General features: G+C 70.0%; 19 protein-coding genes and 1 pseudogene. 13 read left to right on the top strand and 7 right to left on the bottom strand.

Features of this window, described 5'->3' with window-relative positions:
• The first annotated feature begins 46 nt into the window (after positions 1-46).
• The 6 genes from ACI3KY_RS07255 to ACI3KY_RS07230 all read left to right on the top strand — a co-directional run bounded on the left by ACI3KY_RS07255 (position 47) and on the right by ACI3KY_RS07230 (position 3,890).
• Positions 47-436 (top strand): hypothetical protein, encoded by a 390-nt coding sequence (locus ACI3KY_RS07255; protein ID WP_404929508.1) that lies wholly within the window; start codon positions 47-49, stop codon positions 434-436.
• 4 nt (positions 437-440) lie between these two features.
• Entirely contained in the window at positions 441-842 is a 402-nt protein-coding gene (locus ACI3KY_RS07250) for a phage holin family protein (protein WP_404929507.1), read from the top strand.
• A complete protein-coding gene (locus ACI3KY_RS07245) occupies positions 832-1,110 on the top strand; it encodes a hypothetical protein (protein ID WP_404929506.1) in 279 nt (92 codons plus the stop codon). Before ACI3KY_RS07250 ends, ACI3KY_RS07245 begins: the two co-directional genes overlap by 11 nt.
• 184 nt (positions 1,111-1,294) lie before the next feature.
• Positions 1,295-2,140 carry a uroporphyrinogen-III synthase gene (locus ACI3KY_RS07240; protein ID WP_404929505.1) on the top strand — a complete coding sequence of 282 codons (846 nt, stop codon included), beginning with the start codon at positions 1,295-1,297 and terminating at the stop codon, positions 2,138-2,140.
• A 6-nt stretch (positions 2,141-2,146) separates the two neighbouring features.
• Positions 2,147-3,145: a 2-phospho-L-lactate transferase gene (gene cofD / locus ACI3KY_RS07235; RefSeq protein ID WP_404929504.1), complete on the top strand. Its 999-nt coding sequence runs from the start codon at positions 2,147-2,149 to the stop codon at positions 3,143-3,145.
• Position 3,146: 1 nt separating this feature from the next.
• The gene (locus ACI3KY_RS07230; RefSeq protein ID WP_404929503.1) at positions 3,147-3,890 is read left to right on the top strand and encodes a sulfite exporter TauE/SafE family protein; all 744 of its coding nucleotides are present in this window, start codon (positions 3,147-3,149) and stop codon (positions 3,888-3,890) included.
• On the opposite strand, the gene ACI3KY_RS07225 is transcribed toward ACI3KY_RS07230, so the two are convergent.
• The 3 genes from ACI3KY_RS07225 to ACI3KY_RS07215 form a co-directional block, all read right to left on the bottom strand.
• Positions 3,872-4,513 carry a class I SAM-dependent methyltransferase gene (locus tag ACI3KY_RS07225; protein ID WP_404929502.1) on the bottom strand — a complete coding sequence of 214 codons (642 nt, stop codon included), beginning with the start codon at positions 4,511-4,513 and terminating at the stop codon, positions 3,872-3,874. The genes ACI3KY_RS07230 and ACI3KY_RS07225 overlap by 19 nt on opposite strands.
• The gene (locus ACI3KY_RS07220) at positions 4,504-4,935 is read right to left on the bottom strand and encodes a cupin domain-containing protein (RefSeq protein WP_404929501.1); all 432 of its coding nucleotides are present in this window, start codon (positions 4,933-4,935) and stop codon (positions 4,504-4,506) included. Before ACI3KY_RS07220 ends, ACI3KY_RS07225 begins: the two co-directional genes overlap by 10 nt.
• A gap of 101 nt (positions 4,936-5,036) precedes the next feature.
• Positions 5,037-6,026: a LacI family DNA-binding transcriptional regulator gene (locus tag ACI3KY_RS07215; RefSeq protein WP_404929500.1), complete on the bottom strand. Its 990-nt coding sequence runs from the start codon at positions 6,024-6,026 to the stop codon at positions 5,037-5,039.
• A gap of 116 nt (positions 6,027-6,142) precedes the next feature.
• On the opposite strand from ACI3KY_RS07215, the gene ACI3KY_RS07210 reads away from it, so the two are divergent.
• The 7 genes from ACI3KY_RS07210 to ACI3KY_RS07180 all read left to right on the top strand — a co-directional run bounded on the left by ACI3KY_RS07210 (position 6,143) and on the right by ACI3KY_RS07180 (position 13,569).
• Positions 6,143-7,273, top strand: coding sequence for a Gfo/Idh/MocA family protein (locus ACI3KY_RS07210; RefSeq protein ID WP_404929499.1), 1,131 nt, complete (start codon positions 6,143-6,145; stop codon positions 7,271-7,273).
• Positions 7,273-8,001: a cupin domain-containing protein gene (locus tag ACI3KY_RS07205; RefSeq protein ID WP_404929498.1), complete on the top strand. Its 729-nt coding sequence runs from the start codon at positions 7,273-7,275 to the stop codon at positions 7,999-8,001. The genes ACI3KY_RS07210 and ACI3KY_RS07205 overlap by 1 nt, the downstream gene beginning before the upstream one ends.
• A complete protein-coding gene (locus ACI3KY_RS07200; RefSeq protein ID WP_404929497.1) occupies positions 7,998-9,059 on the top strand; it encodes a Gfo/Idh/MocA family protein in 1,062 nt (353 codons plus the stop codon). The genes ACI3KY_RS07205 and ACI3KY_RS07200 overlap by 4 nt, the downstream gene beginning before the upstream one ends.
• A 59-nt stretch (positions 9,060-9,118) precedes the next feature.
• Positions 9,119-10,147, top strand: coding sequence for an ABC transporter permease (locus tag ACI3KY_RS07195; RefSeq protein WP_404929496.1), 1,029 nt, complete (start codon positions 9,119-9,121; stop codon positions 10,145-10,147).
• On the top strand, positions 10,141-11,070 hold the full coding sequence (locus tag ACI3KY_RS07190) for a carbohydrate ABC transporter permease (RefSeq protein WP_404929495.1): 930 nt from the start codon (positions 10,141-10,143) through the stop codon (positions 11,068-11,070). Before ACI3KY_RS07195 ends, ACI3KY_RS07190 begins: the two co-directional genes overlap by 7 nt.
• A gap of 57 nt (positions 11,071-11,127) precedes the next feature.
• Positions 11,128-12,780, top strand: a complete 1,653-nt coding sequence (locus ACI3KY_RS07185; RefSeq protein WP_404929494.1) for an extracellular solute-binding protein — start codon at positions 11,128-11,130, stop codon at positions 12,778-12,780.
• Between the two features lie 84 nt (positions 12,781-12,864).
• Positions 12,865-13,569, top strand: coding sequence for a hypothetical protein (locus ACI3KY_RS07180; RefSeq protein WP_404929493.1), 705 nt, complete (start codon positions 12,865-12,867; stop codon positions 13,567-13,569).
• Here ACI3KY_RS07180 and cofC read toward each other — a convergent pair.
• From cofC to fbiC, 4 genes and pseudogenes are all read right to left on the bottom strand, one after another.
• Positions 13,544-14,320, bottom strand: coding sequence for a 2-phospho-L-lactate guanylyltransferase (gene cofC / locus ACI3KY_RS07175; RefSeq protein WP_404929492.1), 777 nt, complete (start codon positions 14,318-14,320; stop codon positions 13,544-13,546). The genes ACI3KY_RS07180 and cofC overlap by 26 nt on opposite strands.
• A complete protein-coding gene (fgd, locus tag ACI3KY_RS07170; RefSeq protein ID WP_404929491.1) occupies positions 14,317-15,330 on the bottom strand; it encodes a glucose-6-phosphate dehydrogenase (coenzyme-F420) in 1,014 nt (337 codons plus the stop codon). Before fgd ends, cofC begins: the two co-directional genes overlap by 4 nt.
• 10 nt (positions 15,331-15,340) lie before the next feature.
• Positions 15,341-16,897 carry a flavin-containing monooxygenase gene (locus tag ACI3KY_RS07165; RefSeq protein ID WP_404929490.1) on the bottom strand — a complete coding sequence of 519 codons (1,557 nt, stop codon included), beginning with the start codon at positions 16,895-16,897 and terminating at the stop codon, positions 15,341-15,343.
• Positions 16,894-17,250: pseudogene (gene fbiC / locus ACI3KY_RS07160) on the bottom strand (7,8-didemethyl-8-hydroxy-5-deazariboflavin synthase); the annotation flags it as partial. The pseudogene fbiC and the gene ACI3KY_RS07165, both read right to left, overlap by 4 nt.

The following is a 17,250-nucleotide window of genomic DNA, read 5'->3' as shown; positions in this document are numbered from 1 at the left end:
AACCTGGGGATGATCGTCAGGTGCACACCAAGCGTGAGGAGGCCTCATGAGGGGCAAGGCAGGACTCGTCCTCGGACTTGCAGTCGGATACGTCCTCGGTACGCGGGCGGGCCGACAGCGGTACGAGCAGATCAAGTCGCAGTGGCTCAAGGTGTGGAACGCCGAGCCCGTGCAGACGCAGGTCGACAAGGTGAAGGACTTCGCCAAGTCCCAGGCGATGGCTCTGCCGTCGACGCTGTGGGAATCGGCGGTCAAGGTCACTCAGGCCGCGGGCGCCAAGGGAACCCCCGGGCAGAAGCTCGACGCGGCGCTCAAGGTCGGACAGGACTCGGCCGACGACGTGCAGAAGGCTGCGCGCACCTCCACGGAGGCGGTGAAGGACGCGGTCGACGACGTGGTCGACGACGTGTCGGAGAACGGACGCGGCGGGGCCTGACGTGATGACCACGCCGCGTGGCTTCCGCGACCGCTCGGACGACAGCCTGCTCACCCTCGTCGGTGAGATCCCGGAGCTCATCCGCAACCTCGTCATCGCGGAGGTCGACGCGGCGAAGGCGTGGCTCTCCCGGACAGCGAAGGACGGCGGGTGGGGAGCGCTGTGGGCGTTCGCCGCGCTGTTCGTGCTGTTCTGGTCCGTGCCGGTGCTCGGCACCTTCGTGATCGCCGGCCTGTCGTCGTGGTGGCCGGTCTGGCTGTCGGCACTCGTCGTGTTCTTCGCGATGCTCGTCATCACGGCGGTGCTGGCCTGGCTCGGTATCCTCCGCTTCAAGAAGATCGGCGAGCGACAGAACCCCGTGCAGTCGATCGCCCTGGATGTGAAGGAGGTGCGCGATGAGCTCTGATGCCGTCGTACCCGTGCCGCGCACGGCCGTTCCGCTCGGCATCGGCGATCCCGTCGTGCAGGCCCGGACCGAGCTGAAGGCCGCGCTCGCCGCCATCGAAGAGAAGGCCAACGTGCCCCGGCGCGTCGGCCGTGCGGTCGACGACGGTGTGGAGCAGGCGCGTGCTTTCCAGCGGCGCAACCCCGCGGTCACTGCGGTGGCGGTCGTCGTCGGCGCCGTGGCGATCGGTGCTGCCGTCTGGGGTTTCGTCCGCCTCTACACGCGCTGAGACCGCCTCGGGGCATGCTCTCCACAGGGGAGGGACACCGCTTCCGGGATGAGGGGTATGCTCGGGAGACAAGGCAGTGCAACGGTGCGTATGCTGCCGATCGCGCGAACCCGATTCCCATCGCGCATCGGCTGCTCGAACGTAGTGGGCGGCCGGCTGAGCACCATCGAGAGTCGACCCCCTTATGAACACCGCCGCAGCACAGCACCAGTCCGTCAAACCTCTGACCGGCTGGCGCGTTCTCGTCCCCCGGGGCGGTCCCTGGGGCGACGGCGTCGCGGCCACTCTGCGCCGGCAGGGCGCCACCCCGGTCATCGCCCCCCTCATCAACTTCGCTCCCACGAACGATCAGGCCGCGCTCGAGCAGGCGCTCGCCGATCTGGCGGCCGGCCGGTTCGACTGGCTCACGGTCACGAGCGCCACGACCGTCGACGTGCTGTACGCATACCGCGCGGTCGTCCCCGCGAGCACCAAGATCGCGGCGGTCGGTGAGACCACGGCGGCGGCGCTCCTCGCGGTGGGATACCACGTCGACCTCGTACCCGACCGGGACAACTCGGCGGCGGGGATGGCGGAGCAGATGATCGGGCTCGAGCCTCAGCCCCGCGACATCCTCACCCTCCGCAGCGAGATCGCGAAGCCGGTGCTCACGCGCATGCTGACCGACGCCGGGCACCGGGTCCGCAGCGTCGTCGCTTATCGCACGGTCGGCGTGCCGGTGACGGACCGCATCGCCGAGGACGTCCGATCCGGTCGCATCAACGCCATCCTCGTGACCAGCGGCTCGGTCGCAGAGCAGGTCCACGAGCAGTTCGCGCACATCCCGGCCACCACTCTCATCGCCGCGATCGGTCCTCGCACCGCCAAGGACGCGCGCCGAGCCGGCCTCGACGTCGATGTCGTCGCCGAGGCCCAGACGGTCGACGCCCTCATCGACGCCGTCGCCAAGTTCTCGCTGCCGCACGCGGCCGACGAGTTCGCGCCGCGCACCGGCGCGCTCCCGCGGCTCGGCATGGACAGCCGGGGCTGACCCGGGATGACCGGCACGCCCCGCATCGTCGTGCTCGCGGGCGGCGTCGGCGGCTCCCGCTTCGTGCTCGGCGTCCGCGCGGCCCTGCGCGCCCGCGGCCTTGACGAGACCGCGTCGGCGCTCACCGTCGTCGTCAACACCGGCGATGACCTCTGGCTTTCCGGCGTCCGCCTGCAGCCCGATGTCGACTCGATCACCTACGCCCTCGCGGGCGTGAACGACGCCGAACGAGGCTGGGGTCGTCACGGCGACAGCGAGCGCGTGAACGAGGAGCTGCAGGCGTGGGGCGCGGGGTGGCCGTGGTTCACCCTCGGCGACCTCGACCTCGGCACGCACCTCGCCCGCACGGGCTGGCTGCGCGAGGGCCTCACGCCCACACAGGTGCTCGAGCGGATGTCGCACCGCTGGGACCTCGGCGCGCGCCTGCTGCCGATGACCGACGCCGAGGTCGACACGGTCGTCGTGCTCGAGGACGACTCCCGTCTGCACTTCCAGGAATGGTGGACGCGGCACCGCGCGACCCTCACGCCGGCTCGGTTCGAGAACCCGGGCATCGAGCACGCGGCCCCGGCGCCGGGTGTGGCGGAGGCGATCGCGGAGGCCGACGTGGTGCTCCTCGCGCCCTCGAACCCCGTCGTGTCGATCGGCCCGATCCTCGCCGTTCCCGGCGTGCGCGAGGCGCTCCGTGCGACGGCCGCTCCGATCGTCGGGGTCTCGCCCATCATCGGCGGCAAGGTCGTGCGCGGTATGGCCGACGTCTGTCTCACGGCGATCGGTGTCGAGACGTCCGCCACGGCGGTCGCCGGCCTCTACGGCGCCAGGGCGGACGGCGGCCTGCTCGACACCTGGCTGATCGCCGAGGAGGACGAGGCCGCCGCCGCCGACGTGGCCGGGCTCGGCATCCGCGCGCTCGTCCGTCCGCTGTGGATGACCGACGAGGCGCGCCGGACGGCGCTCGGCGAGGCCGCGCTCACCGCTGCCACGGCCGACGGTCGAGCCGGCTGACGTGCCCGACCTCGCCTGGTGGGCCTGGGCGCTGCTGGGGATCGGCGCCCTCGTCGTCGGACTCTCGAAGACGGCCGTGCCCGGAGCCGGCACCATCGCCGTCGCGATCTTCGCGGCCGTCCTGCCCGCGAAGCAGTCGACAGGCGTGCTGCTGCTGCTCCTGATCGTCGCCGACATCTTCGCCGTCACGATGTATCGCCGCCATGCGGACTGGCGGACGCTCGCGCGACTCGCGCCGGCGGTCGTGATCGGGGTGCTGCTCGGCGTCGTGTTCCTGTGGTTCGCCGACGACGTCTGGGTGAAGAAGACGATCGGCGTGATCCTCCTCGTCGTCATCGCCATCACGCTGCTGCGCCGCCGGTTCATGTCCCAGGTCGACACCGCCGGACCGCATCGAGTCGCGGCGGCGACCTACGGGTCGCTCGGCGGATTCACGACGATGGTCGCCAACGCGGCGGGTCCGGTGATGTCGATGTACTTCCTCGCCGCACGGTTCGAGGTGAAGGCGTTCCTCGGCACCGCGGCGTGGTTCTTCGCGATCGTCAACCTCTTCAAGGTGCCGTTCTCGATCGGCATCGGGATCATCACGGTGCCCGGGCTGCTCATCGACCTGGTCCTGGTGCCCCTCGTCGTCGTCGCCGCCTTCCTCGGCCGCTGGCTGGCCGACCGCATGCCGCAATCCGTGTTCGAGAAGCTCGTGATCGTCTTCACGATCGTCGGCGCGGTCTACCTGCTCCTGGCCTGAGCGCCGGTTGAGGCGGGGACGGATGCCTCGTTCCGGGCGATCGCGGTGATCCACAGCTCGGCCGACTCGGGGAGCGTCGACTCCGTCACCTGCTCGGGCGTCCAGCCCGCGGCGGTCAGGGCGCCCTCGAGGCCGCGCTCGTCCCAGTACGTGAAGTGGCGCGGGTCGTCGAGCTTGACCTGTGTCCAGGCCTCGCCGCTGCCCTTCTTGAAGCTCGCGACGAGCACGCCGCCGGCGCGGCACGCGCGCCGCGCGGTCACGAGCACGCCCGGCAGATCGGCCCGTGGCACATGCAGCAGCACGGCGTTGGCGAAGACGGCGTCGTACGGGCCGCCGAAGTCGCCGGCGCGGACGTCGAGCACGCGTGCCTCATGACCCGCCGCTCGCTGTGATTCGACGAACGCCCTCGCGCCGTCGGTGCGGTCGACAGTGAGGCCCGCCGCTTCGAGCGCCGCGGCATCCCTTCCCGGTCCGCTGCCGAGCTCGAGCACGTGTGCACCGGCGGGCACCCGGGCCAGCAGCACACCGACCTCGGGAGAGAGGGCCGCCGCGGTGCGCTCGGCGTACTGCCGCGCGCCGCGCTCGTAGGCCGCGAGGGTGGCGTCCTGCGGGTTCAGGACCACGGGGACCGGCGCTCGGGGGCACGCCGGCTGTCGTCGGGGAGATGCGGCAACTCGCGCCCGCCCGCGCGGATGCAGAGCCAACGCAGTTCCCCCGGGCTGTCTGGCAGCGCGCGCCACGTGCGCAGCACACCCTGGCCGACCCGCACCGCGGTACCGGGGCCGACGTCGACGATGTCGTCGTCGAGGGCCATCTGGCCGCGCCCGGCGAGGAACACGTAGACCTCCTCGACCTCCGAGTGGACGTGCCAGTAGCCCGCTTCCTCGCCCGGCTCGTACGCATTCGCGGTCATGCCGATGTACTGCATGGCCAACTCGTGGTCGACCACGCGGCGTCCGTCACGGGAGCTGTCGGGCCGGAACCCGCCGTAGTGCGCCCGCCACTCGTCGAGACCGCCCATCTCCAGCACCTGGTAGTCGCTCATTCGCCCAGGCTAGCGGCGGGGGAGTCCGTCTCGATCCGCTGCCTTCCGCCCGCTCCGCCCGCTCCGCCCGCTCCGCCTGCGGGCTTCCTCCGACGGCGGTGTCAGGCGCGCGGCGCGCCGATCGACTCCCGCCAGATGATCCGCTGAAGGTCGGTCGGCCGCTCCGGCGGCTCTTCGCTTCGCACCGCGGCGATGAGCCGGCGCATGGAGTAGTCTCCGAGGCGCTCGCGGTCCTGCACCACGCTGGTGAGCGAGGGGACGAGGAAGGCGCTGAGCCCGATGTCGTCCCACCCGGTCACGCTCATGTCTCCAGGCAAGGACCAGCCACGGAGAGTGGCCGCACGGATGGCGCCGGCGGCGACATAGTCGTTCGCGGCGATCAGGGCGAACGGCGGCGCATCGTCCGGCAGCGAGCCCACGACCGCCATGCCGACCTCGCCGCTCCATTCGCCTTCGATCACGCCGAGGGAGTCGAGCCCGAGGCGTTCGACCGTCGCGATGTACGCGTCGCGCCGTGCGACCGCCGAGGGGAACTCGAGCGGACCCGTGATGTGCAGGAAACGGCGATGGCCGAGCTCGACGAGTCGTTCCATCATCAGGACGATCGGCTGTGCGTCGGTGAGGTGCCCCGTCGCGTGCATCTCATCATCGAACTCCGACACGGAGAGCACGATCGGGGCGTCTTCCCCGGTCACTTCGGGCACCTGCAAGGGCGTGAAGGAGAGGATTCCCTCGTGCTGACGCGCGTCGACCATCTCCGCGAGGCGCGCCGTGCGCTCGATCGGGTCGTCGGGAAGACTCACGACCTCCACGACATATCCGGTCTCCTGTGCGGCCGCCGTCGCTCCGCGCAGCATGGTGAGCGGGTTCAGCGCGCTCACCGGGATCACGACGGCGAGCCGGCCGGTCCGCCGTGTGCGCATCGCGCGTGCAGCGAGATTGGGTCGGTAGCCGAGCTCTGTCGCTGCCAGGAGCACACGCTTGCGCGTCGCCTCGGAGATGCCGTCGCGCCCGGTGTAGACGAACGACACCGTGGACTGCGACACCCCCGCCCGCGCCGCCACATCCCGGCTGGTCGGCCGCCTGTCCATCATCGACTCCTCACTTCCTCCCAAAAACCGTTTGGAAAACGCTTGACGGAGGATGGCCCCACACCGATACTACCTACTACGTCTTAGTCATACGTATTAATCACTGCGAGGAAGCAATGCTCAGAATCGGGATCATCGGCACAGGCAGCATCGCGAGTGCCCACATCAACGGCTATCTCGCGTTCCCCGGCCAGGTCGAGATCGTGGCGCTCGCCGATGTCGTGCCGGGAAAGGCTGCGGCGACGGCCGAGAATCTCGGGCTGTCGCAGGCGGTCGGGTACGACGATCCTCTCCGGATGATCGCGGAGGCGCGCCTTGACCTGGTGAGCATCGCCACGCCGCCGTCCACGCACGCCGCGCTGTCCATCGCCGCCCTCGACGCGGGCATCCACGTTCTCGTCGAGAAGCCGATGGCCCCGTCGCTCGAGGAATGCGATGCGATGCTCGCGGCGCAGCAGCGCTCGGGCCGGCTGCTGTCCGTCGTCGCACAGAACCGCTTCCGCGAAGACCTCGCCACCCTCAAGGCCGTGGTCGACTCCGGCCTGCTGGGCAGCATCGCGCACGTTCGCGTGGATTCCGCGTGGTGGCGCGGCCTGCCCTACTACGACCTCTGGTGGCGCGGCACGTGGGAGAAGGAAGGCGGCGGCTGCACGCTCAATCACGCCATCCACCACATCGACCTGCTGCTGTGGCTGCTGGGCAGCCCCACCGAGATCTCCGCGATGCTCGCCAACGCGCTGCACGACAACAGCGAGGTCGAAGACATCTCGGTGGCGGTGTTCCGGTACGAGCGGGGCCTCGCCCAGTTGACCAGTTCCGTGGTGCATCACGGCGAGGAGCAGGAGATCGTTATCCAGGGCGAACACGCCCGCGTCTCGCAGCCCTGGAGGGTCGTGGCGGAGCGGTCGGACGCCGGCGGCTTCCCCGCCAAGGGCGGCGATCCCGACCGGGTCGCGGCCATCCAGGAGGTCGTTGCCGCACGAGAGCCGCTGGCGCACGTGGGTCACCAGGGCCAGATCGGCGACCTGCTCGCCGCCATCAGGGACGGCCGCGCGCCGATCGCCGACGGACAGGACGGCCGTGACGCGATCGAGGTGGTCACCGCGATCTACAAGGCGGGCATCGAGCATCAGCTGGTGGCGCTGCCGCTCGCTGCCGACGACCCGTACTACCGCGCGGGCCATCTCGTCGCCCACGCGCCGCACCTCAACGCGAAGCACCTCTCGCTCGCGGAGGTCGGGGCCTGATGAGCGTGTCCTCCTTTCCCGGCGGCACCTCGCTGTCTCACCTTGACGTCTACGGTGACGCCGCCCCCGACGGCGTCTGCGGGGGCAGTCCCCACATGCACCTGGTCTCGACCGAGGCGTACGTCGTGGTGTCAGGATCCGGCGCGCTCCAGACCATCGACGGCGAGGGATTCCGCGAGACACCGCTCTCGGCGGGATCGGTGGTGTGGTTCACGCCCGGCACCGTCCACCGTGCGGTCAACCACGACGAACTCAAGGTCGTCGTGCTGATGAGCAACGCCGGGCTGCCCGAAGCGGGCGACGCGGTGATGACATTTCCCGCAGACATCGTGTCGGATGCTGCGGCCTACGCGCAGGCGGCATCGCTGGGTGAGCCCGAAGGGCGCGCAGAGCGGGCATCGCGTCGCCGCGACCTCGCGGTGGCCGGGTTCGAGGCGCTGCGCGACGCGGTGATCGCGGGCGACCCGTCCCCGCTCGAAGCGTTCCGGACCGCCGCCGGCGCACTGGTCCGCGATCGCGCGGCCGCCTGGAGCGACCTCATCCGCGAGCGACCGCTCGCCCAGGCCGAGCGGTCGCTGGCTCTCGCCCTGGCTGTCGAGGGCGGCGACGTCGCGCACCTCGGCGAAGCGAGGGTGCATCAGGCCGCGGCATCCACCGGCGAGCGCGGCTTCGGAATGTGCGGCCGCCTTCGCACCTATGACGTGACCGACCAGGAGAACCAGAAGTGAACCACCCCTACACGTTCGACCCGCTGCCCGAGCCCGTCGTGGCATCGGGCGAGTTCTGCTTCGCCGCGGTCGGCCTCGACCACGGCCACATCTACGGCATGACGGACGGCCTTCGCGGCGCTGGTGCGACCGTCACGTGGGTGTTCGACCGGGATGCCGCGAAGGCGGCCGAATTCGCGAAGCGCTACCCGACGGCCCGCGTCGCGGCCTACGAGCAGGAGATCCTCGACGACCCGGACGTGCGTCTCGTGGCGACCGCCGCCATCGCGTCCGAGCGCGCGCCGATCGGCCTGCGCGCCATCGAAGCCGGCAAGGACGCGTTCGTCGACAAGGCACCCCTCACGAGCTTCGACCAGCTCGAGGCCGCGAGGGAGGCGACCGCTCGCACCGGGCGGAAGTACGCCGTCTACTATGGCGAGCGCCTGCACACCGAGTCGGCCATCCTCGCCGGTCAGCTGATCGAGCAGGGCGCGATCGGGCGGGCGCTGCAGGTGGCTTCGTTCGGTCCGCACCGGGTCGGCACCGGGCGACCCGACTGGTTCTACGATCCCGCCCAGTACGGCGGCATCCTCTGCGACATCGGCAGCCACAACTTCGACCAGATCCTCTCGTACACCGGCGCCTCCGACGGTCGGATCGTCAGCTCGACGGTCGCGAACTACGCGCACGCCGACACCCCCGGCCTGCAGGACTTCGGAGACGCGCACGTCGTGCTCGACAACGGCACATCGGGGTATGTGCGCGTCGACTGGTTCACCCCGGACGGGCTGGACGTCTTCGGCGACGGGCGCACGATCATCCTGGGCACCGACGGCTACCTCGAGCTGCGCAAGTACACCGACATCGGCACCGACAACGGCGGCGGGCAGGTCCTGCTGGTGAACAACGACGGCCAGTACCGATTCAACGCCAACGGGATGACCGGCTTCCCGTACTTCGGTCAGCTCATCCGTGACTGCCTGGACCGGACCGAGAACGCGATGACCCAGGCGCATGCCTTCAAGGCCGCCGAATTGAGCCTGCAGGCCCAGGCGCTCGCGGAAGTGCTCACGCCCTGACAAGAGATGGCCGGCACTGAGCGCCGACCCGCACAGAACCCACGAGGAGGTGGAGCTGAATGCCTGAAACCGTCGAAGCGCCCCCGTTGCTGAGAGACACCGCTCAGCCGAGCAGCGAGACGCGGCTAATCACGACGGCGCGCCCCCCGCGCCGCCCGTTCCGACGCGACCGCACCCCGCGTGCCCGACAGTCGTGGCGCCGGGCGTTGGCCAGGGACTGGCGCATCTACACGTTCCTGATCGCCCCGATCCTGTTCCTGCTGATCTTCCGCTACATCCCGATGCTGGGGAACATCATCGCGTTCCGGAGGTTCCGCCCGGGCGGGTCGATCTTCGGCGACGAGTGGGTGGGCTTCTACTACTTCGAGGCGTTCATCACGAACCAGCAGTTCTGGACGGTGTTCTGGAACACCGTGATCCTCGGTGCCTTCACCCTGCTGATCTGCTTCCCGCTGCCGATCATCCTCGCGCTGATGCTGAACGAGCTCCGCTCCCGGCGATTCAAGCGGCTGGTGCAGACGGTCTCCTACCTGCCGCACTTCATGTCCATCGTCATCGTCGCCGGCCTGGTGCTGCAGCTGACCTCGCTGAACGGCACGATCAACCAGGTGGTCGAGGCATTCGGTGGTGATCCCGTGCCGTTCATGCAGCGACCGGAGTGGTTCCGCACCATCTACGTGACCTCCGAGGCCTGGCAGACCGTCGGCTGGGGCACGATCCTCTACCTCGCGGCGCTCACCACGATCGACGACCAGTTGTACGAGGCTGCGCGCATCGACGGCGCCGACCGCTGGCAGCAGACGTGGCACATCACCCTGCCCGGCATCCGCCCGACCATGATGGTGCTCCTCATCCTGAACATCGGCTCGTTCATGTCGGTCGGGTTCGAGAAGGTGCTGCTGCTGCAGAATCCGCTGATCTATTCGACGGCCGACGTCATCTCGACGTATCTCTACCGCGTCGGCATCCAATCCGCGCAGTTCTCCTACGGAACGGCGATCGGGCTGTTCGAGGCCCTGATCGGTCTGGTCCTCGTGCTCTTCGCGAACCTCATCTCACGTCGACTGGTTGGAACCTCGCTATGGTGACCGAAGCCCTTCCCCCGGCGCCCGACGTGGCGCACGTCCGCCGCCAGACCGGCGTGATCCGTGAGTCGCGGGGCCACCGCACCTTCCGGGTCGTCAATGCGATCGCGCTCGTGCTGATCTGCGGGGTCACGCTCTACCCGTTCGTGAACCTCGTCGCCAAGGCCTTCTCCTCCGAGGGCTACATCGCGGCGGGCGAAGTGAACCTGATCCCGCGCGGGTTCAACATCGACACCTTCCGTGCCGTGATGGGCGACGGGCTGTTCTGGACGAACTACGGGAACACGTTCCTGTACACGATCGTCGGCACGATCATCGCGATGGTCATCACGACCACGTACGCGTACGCCCTCAGCAAGCCCTATCTCAAAGGACGCACGTTCTTCGTCGGGATCGCGGTCTTCACGATGTTCTTCGGCGGGGGACTGATCCCGAACTACATCCTGATCGCGAACTACCTCGGCTGGCGCAACAGCATCTGGGCCGTCGTGGTCCCCGGCGCGTTGAGCGTCTTCAACCTGCTGGTGATGAAGTCCTTCTTCGAGAGCTTCCCTGTCGAGCTCGAGGAGGCCGCCGCGATCGACGGTCTGTCCACGTACGGGATCTTCTTCCGCATCGTGCTGCCGCTGTCGAAGGCGGTGCTCGCGACGATGACCCTGTTCTACGCGGTGGCTCTGTGGAACTCATGGTTCAACGCGTTCCTCTTCATGGACGACAAGTCGCTGTTCCCCGTGACGATCTACCTGCGCAACCTGATCGCCGCGGCCACCGGGACGTCGGAGATCTCCGGCGGCGAATCGGTCCAGATCGCCTCGAACATCCAGGCCGTGACGATGCTGCTCACCGTGCTCCCGATCATCTGCTTGTACCCGTTCATCCAGCGGTTCTTCGTCTCGGGCGTGATGCTCGGGTCGGTCAAAGGCTGAACATCCCCCCGCACAACACCCACGTCGAACGACGACGTTCACACGAAGGAGACAACAATGACCATCACTCGCCATCGCCTCGCGGGCCTCGCGGGCGTCGCGGCTCTCGCCGTCGCGCTGACGGCGTGCTCGTCCGCACCGACCGGCGGCGCCGACGCCACCGACGCCGTCACCATCGACGACGCGCAGTCGGTCGGCGCCATGGAGGACTTCGACGCCGGAACGACCTTCAAGGCGACAGAACCGGTCGAGTTCTCGCTGATGTACCGCGACCACCCCGGATACCCGGTGAAGAACGACTGGTCCGTCTTCCAGCACCTCGCGGACGACCACAACGTGTCGTTCTCGCGTACCGACATCCCCATGTCGGACTTCGAGCAGAAGAAGTCGCTGCTGATCGGCAGCGGCGAGGCGAGCGACATCATCTCGGTGTCGTACTCCGGCAGCGAGACGAAGTTCGTCTCGGGCGGGGCGATCCTGCCGGTCTCGGACTACTTCGCGTACATGCCGAATTACAGCGAGAAGGTCGAGAAGTGGGGTCTGAAGGACGAACTCGACAACCGCCGCCAGGCCGATGAGAAGATCTATCTCCTTCCCGGCCTGCGCGAGACGCCGAACGTCGAGTACAGCGTCGCGATCCGCGAGGACCTGTGGGAGAAGGCCGGGATCACCGAGGACCCCGAGACCTGGGAGGAGTTCGCCGAGCAGCTCGCCAAGGTGCAGGAGGCCAACCCCGAGCTCGCCTACGCGATGTCGGATCGCTGGACCGATTCGACGCCGCTCGGCTCGCTGCTCAACGTGATGGGCCCCAACTACGGCACCGCCGCCGGCTGGCAGTACGCCAACACCTGGTATGACGAGGATGCCGAGGAGTACGTCTTCACCGGCACCACCGACGAGTACCGCGACCTCGTCTCCGATGTCGCCGGGCTCGTCGAGGACGGCCTGCTCGACCCCGAGATCACGCAGAGCGACGACCAGGCGACCCAGAAGTTCATCTCGGGCCAGTCGGCAGCGATCTCCAGCAACACCCAGACGCTCACCGAGTACCGCACGAAGTTCGCGGACGCCGGCCAGCCGGATGTGCCGATCCGCCTGATCTCGATCCCCGCGGGGCCCGCCGGGTCGAACCTTGCGAGCGGACGCTTCACCTCCGGACTCATGCTCAGCAGCGATGCTGCCGAGAAGCCGTACTTCAAGGCGCTGCTGCAGTTCGTCGACTGGCTGTACTACTCCGACGAGGGCATCGAGTTCGCACAGTGGGGCGTCGAGGGTGAGACGTACACGAAGGACGCCGATGGCACTCGCACGCTCAAGGACGACATCGGCTGGAGCGCCGTCAACTCCGGCGCACCGAAGAAGCTGAACGCCGACTTCGGCTACAGCAACGGCGTCTTCCTGCCCGCGAACGGCTCATCGAAGGAGCTGCTGCTCTCGCTGATGACGGAGGAGGTCGCCGCGTGGACCGCGGAGCAGCTCGACTCCAAGAAGCAGCTGCCGGTCCCTCCCGCCCCGCTGCTCGACGAGATCGAGCTGGAGCAGACGTCGCTGCTGCAGACCCAGCTGACCGACGCCGTGCATGCGGCGACGGCGGCGTTCATCACCGGCCAGCGCTCGATCGACACGGACTGGGACGCGTACGTCGCTGAGATCGAGGGGCTCGGGTCCACCCAGCTCATCGACACCATCAACACGGCACTGAACAGGTGACACCGGCCGAGACTTCGCAGGTGTCGCGTTGTCGCACCGATCGGGTGACATCTGCGAAGTCTCGCGAGCGGGAGGAGGACACACATGACTGAGACGAAGAACGACGCGGCGACGGAGATCGGACGCGGGCCGCTGTCGCGCGGTGCCGCGGTGATCTACCGGATGCTGGTGCTCGAGGCGCAGCTGCTGCTCGCGATGCTCCCCACGGCACTCGTCGTCGTGCTGCTGGACCGCGACGCGTCCAACCTTCCGCTGTTCCTGCTCGCGCTCATCCCCGTCGCTCCGGCACTCGTCGCCGGCGTCGCCGCCGTCCGCGCGGCAGCGGCGAGTCCCGATCTCGCGCCGGCGCGGCACTTCCTCCGCGCGTACCGACGGGATCTGGTGCCCACGCTGCGCTGGGCCGTGCCCGCGGCGGTCGCCCTCGCCGTGCTGAGCTTCAACCTCACCCATCTCGGGGGCGTCGACGGCGGGGCGGCGCTCCGGCCGGTCATGCTCCTCGTCGCCGCGACCATCGTGGTCTGGTGCGGACACATGGTGGTCCTCACCGCCGTCTTCCGGTTCCGCACCCGCGATTCCGCCCGCATCGCCCTCGTCCAACTGCTGCCGCGCTGGCGCTTCTCCGTCGGCATCCTCGCGCTGCTGGTGGTCGGCGCCTTCGTCGTCCTCGCCGCATCCGAGCTCGTCCTGCTCCTGCTCCTGTGGGCGTTCGCCGTCCTCCTCACGCTCATGGCCCGGCCCGTCATCGACGAAGTCACCCACAGGTTCACGCGTGAGGGTGCCTCCGACTGAGCCCGCCGGCGAGGAGCGCCGCGGTGCGCGGGCCGAGGCCCAGGGCGCGCGCGGCTTCGAGCTGGGCGGCGGTGTCGACGTCGCGGCGCAGGGTCGAGGCATCCGGAATCTCCAGCGCCGTGCACCCCAGCGTCACGTGACGCGCGAACGAGCCTTCGCCGAACGACGACGTCCACACCACGCCCGCTCCCGCGGTGACCAGCGTCGAGCCGGTGCCCTCCGCGTCGGGCACGACGGCACGGGGGAGGGATGCCGCGGCCCGCAGCGCCTCGCCCAGATCGTCGGGCCGCAGCGAGGGCAGGTCGCCGAGGAGGGCCGCGCGCGGCATCCGTCCGTCCGGATCGATCGCGGCCACGCCGACCGCGACGGCCGCGTCGAGCCCGCCGGCGTCGCCCTCCGGCACGAACCGGAGCGCCGGGATCCGCGCGGCCTCACGGGCGAGGGTCGCGTCGTCGGTCACGACGACGACCTGCGCGACGACGTCGCACGCGGTGGCCGCTTCCAGGGTGTCGAGCGCGATCGCACGGGCGAGGTCTTTGCGGGCGACCCCCGGCACGTCGAGCCGGGACTTGCCGTGCGCCGAGGGCTTCACCGGAACCACGACGACCCATCGCGCGGGCTGTGCTCCCGGGGCGGTCCGTGACTCCGCCTCGACCCCGGCCGGTGTCGCCGACTCGCCCACGCGGCGGCCGGCGACACCCGGTTCCGGCGGAGTCGTGGCCTCGCGGCGTCGCCCGAACAGCGGGGTCACGCGCCGAACCGCGCGCGCAGGCGCGGCAGGATCTCCTCGCCGTACAGCCCCAGGAAGGCGCTCTGGTCGTGGCCCGGGTCGTGGAAGACCAGGTGCCGGAAGCCCAGCTCGATGTACCAGGCGATGCGCTCGACGTGCTCGTCGGGGTCGTCCGACACGATGAACCGCGACGCCGCACGCTCGATCGGCAGCTGCTCGCCGAGGCGCTGCATCTCGATCGGGTCGTCGACGCCCATCTTCTCCTCGGGCGTGAGGGCCAGCGGCGCCCAGAAGCGGGTCTTCTCCTGGGCGGCCTCGAGCGTCGCATCGAGCGACACCTTGACCTCGATGAGCGTGTCGATCCCGTCGGCGGGGCGGCCGGCCTTCTCCAGACCCTCGTGCAGCGCGGGCAGCAGCGTGTCGGTGTAGAGCTCGCGCTTCTTGCCGGATGTCGTGATGAAGCCGTCGGCGATGCGGCCCGCGAGGCGGGTCGCCGCGGGCCCGGCGGCGCCGATGTAGATCGGCACCGGCTCGGGCAGCTTGTCGTAGATCGTGATGTTGCGGGCGTGGTAGTAGGTGCCGTCGAAGTTGACGCGATCCTCCGACCACAGCCGCCGGATGAGGCCGATCGCCTCCTTCAGCCGCTGGAACCGCTCCGGCGGGTCGGGCCACGCGATGCCGAGGTTCGCCTCGTTCAGCGCCTCGCCGGTGCCGACACCGAGGATCACGCGCCCCGGATACATCACGCCGAGCGTCGCGAAGTCCTGAGCCACGACGGTCGGGTTGTACCGGAACGTCGGGGTCAGCACCGATGTGCCGATCAGCACGCGCGACGTCTTGGCGCCGAGCGCGCCGAGCCAGGGGACGGATGCCGGGGCATGCCCGCCGTCGTGGAGCCAGGGCTGCAGGTGGTCCGAGATGAACACCGAGTCGAACCCGGCCTCCTCGGCCTGAACGGCATAGTCGAGCAGTTCGGCGGGGCCGAACTGCTCGGCGGACGCCTTGTATCCGAAGCGCAGCGGAACGGTCATGCGATTCCTCTCAGCGGGCAAGGGGGGCGGGTTGGGGCAGGAACTCCGAGCCGTCGGCGCGGGCGAGCCGCGCACGGAAGGCGTCGACGGTGCCCGGCCACAGGAGTGTGAGCCGGCCGGAGCGCTCGTCGACGTACCAGTTGCGGCATCCGCCGGTCATCCAGCGGGTGGATGCCGCGGCACGGGCGATCTCGTCGGTGTACGCCCGCTCGGCGGCGGGGTCGACCCGCAGCACCCGTCCGGCGCGGGCATCGAGGACGCGCGCGACGTAGCCCGCCTGCTCCTCGATCATGAGCACCGACGAGGAGTGGCCGAGCGAGGCGTTGGGGCCGTTGAGCACGAAGAGACCGGGAAACCCCGCGACGACGGTCGAGGCATACGCCGTCATCCCGCCGGACCAATGCTCGGCGAGCGTCGTCCCCTCCTCGCCGGTGATGAGGTCGGCGTACGGCTGACGCGTCGAGGCGAAGCCGGTTGCGAGCACGAGCGCGTCGACCTCGTGGCGCGAGCCGTCCGCGGCGATCAGCGTCGAGCCCTCCACGGCGGACAGCGCGGCGGTCACGAGTGAGACCGCGTCCGACGCGACGGCAGGGTAGAACTCGTCCGAGAGCAGCACGCGCTTGCAGCCGAACGCGTAGTCGGGCGTCAGCGCCGCGCGCAGCCCGGGATCGCGGACCTGGCGCTCCAGGTGCGCCCGGGCGACGGCTTCCGCTTCCGCGGCCGCGTCGGAATCGCCCGCGCGCGACGCGAAGCGCGCCTCGCCCTCGGCGTAGAGTTCGGCGCGCAGAGCCTCCAGCGAGGCGGGATCGGCGGTGAAACCGGCGCGGTCCGCGTCGGAGTACTCGCTGCCCTCGCGCGGCACGATCCACGCGGGGGTGCGCTGGAACAGCGTGACGTGCGAGGCCGTGCGCGCCAGTTCGGGCACGATCTGTACGGCGCTGGCGCCGGTACCCACTACGGCCACGCGCGCGCCCGCGAGCTCGGCGGAGTGATCCCACCGGGCCGAGTGGAACATCGGCCCGGGGAACGTCTCGAGCCCGGCGACCCGCGGGATGGTCGGTTCGGTGAGACGCCCGCACGCGAGCACGAGCACGTCGGCGAGGAGGACGTCCTCGCCGCGGAAGGCGTCGGAAGAGCCGCCGCCCGCGGAGCCGGGGCGGGAAGCCCCGGCACCGGGCGCGGCCGGCCACGGCGATGCGCCCGACGTGCCGATGCCGATGCGCCAGACCTCGTGCTCGGCATCCCACTCGGCCCATCGCATCGGGGTGCACAGGCGCAGCCGGTCGCCGAGGTCCTCGGCGTCGGCGACGTGCTGGAGGTAGGCGTGGATCTCCGCGCCCTTCGCGTAGGTGCCCGACCACGACGGGTTCGGATGCGCCGCGAAGCCGTACAGGTGCGACGGCACATCGCACGCGACGCCGGGGTAGGTGTTGTCGCGCCAGGTTCCGCCGACGGATGCCGCGCGCTCGAGCACGACGAAGTCCTCGCGGCCCGCTCGGCGCAGCGCCATCGCCATGCCGATGCCCGCGAACCCGGCGCCGACGATCGCCACCTCGACGCGCGTCATCCGTTCGACCCCGGAACCTGCCGGACGGCGCCGTACACGGTGGTGCGCCGGCGGAACGGCCGGAACATGCGCGCCACCATGGCCGCGGCATCCGTCACCGGCAGTTCGAGGCCGTGCTCGATGCCCGCCACGGGCTTGACGCGGCCGTCGAGCAGCGTGCCGCCGAGGTCGTCGCCCCCCGACTGCAGGAGCACGACGGACGCCTCGCGCCCGACGCGTGTCCACGGGATCTGCACGTGCGGGATGCTGCCCGACAGCATCAGGCGAGACACCGCGACCATCGCGCGGTGCTCGTCGAGGGGCGTGCGGCCGGGGACGAGGGGCACCCCGCCGGCCGGGCCGGGGGGGTGCCC

Source organism: Microbacterium sp. ZW T2_14 (assembly GCF_044987405.1).
In the GTDB taxonomy this organism is placed as follows: Bacteria; Actinomycetota; Actinomycetes; order Actinomycetales; family Microbacteriaceae; genus Microbacterium.
This window is presented reverse-complemented; position numbering and strand designations above follow the sequence as displayed.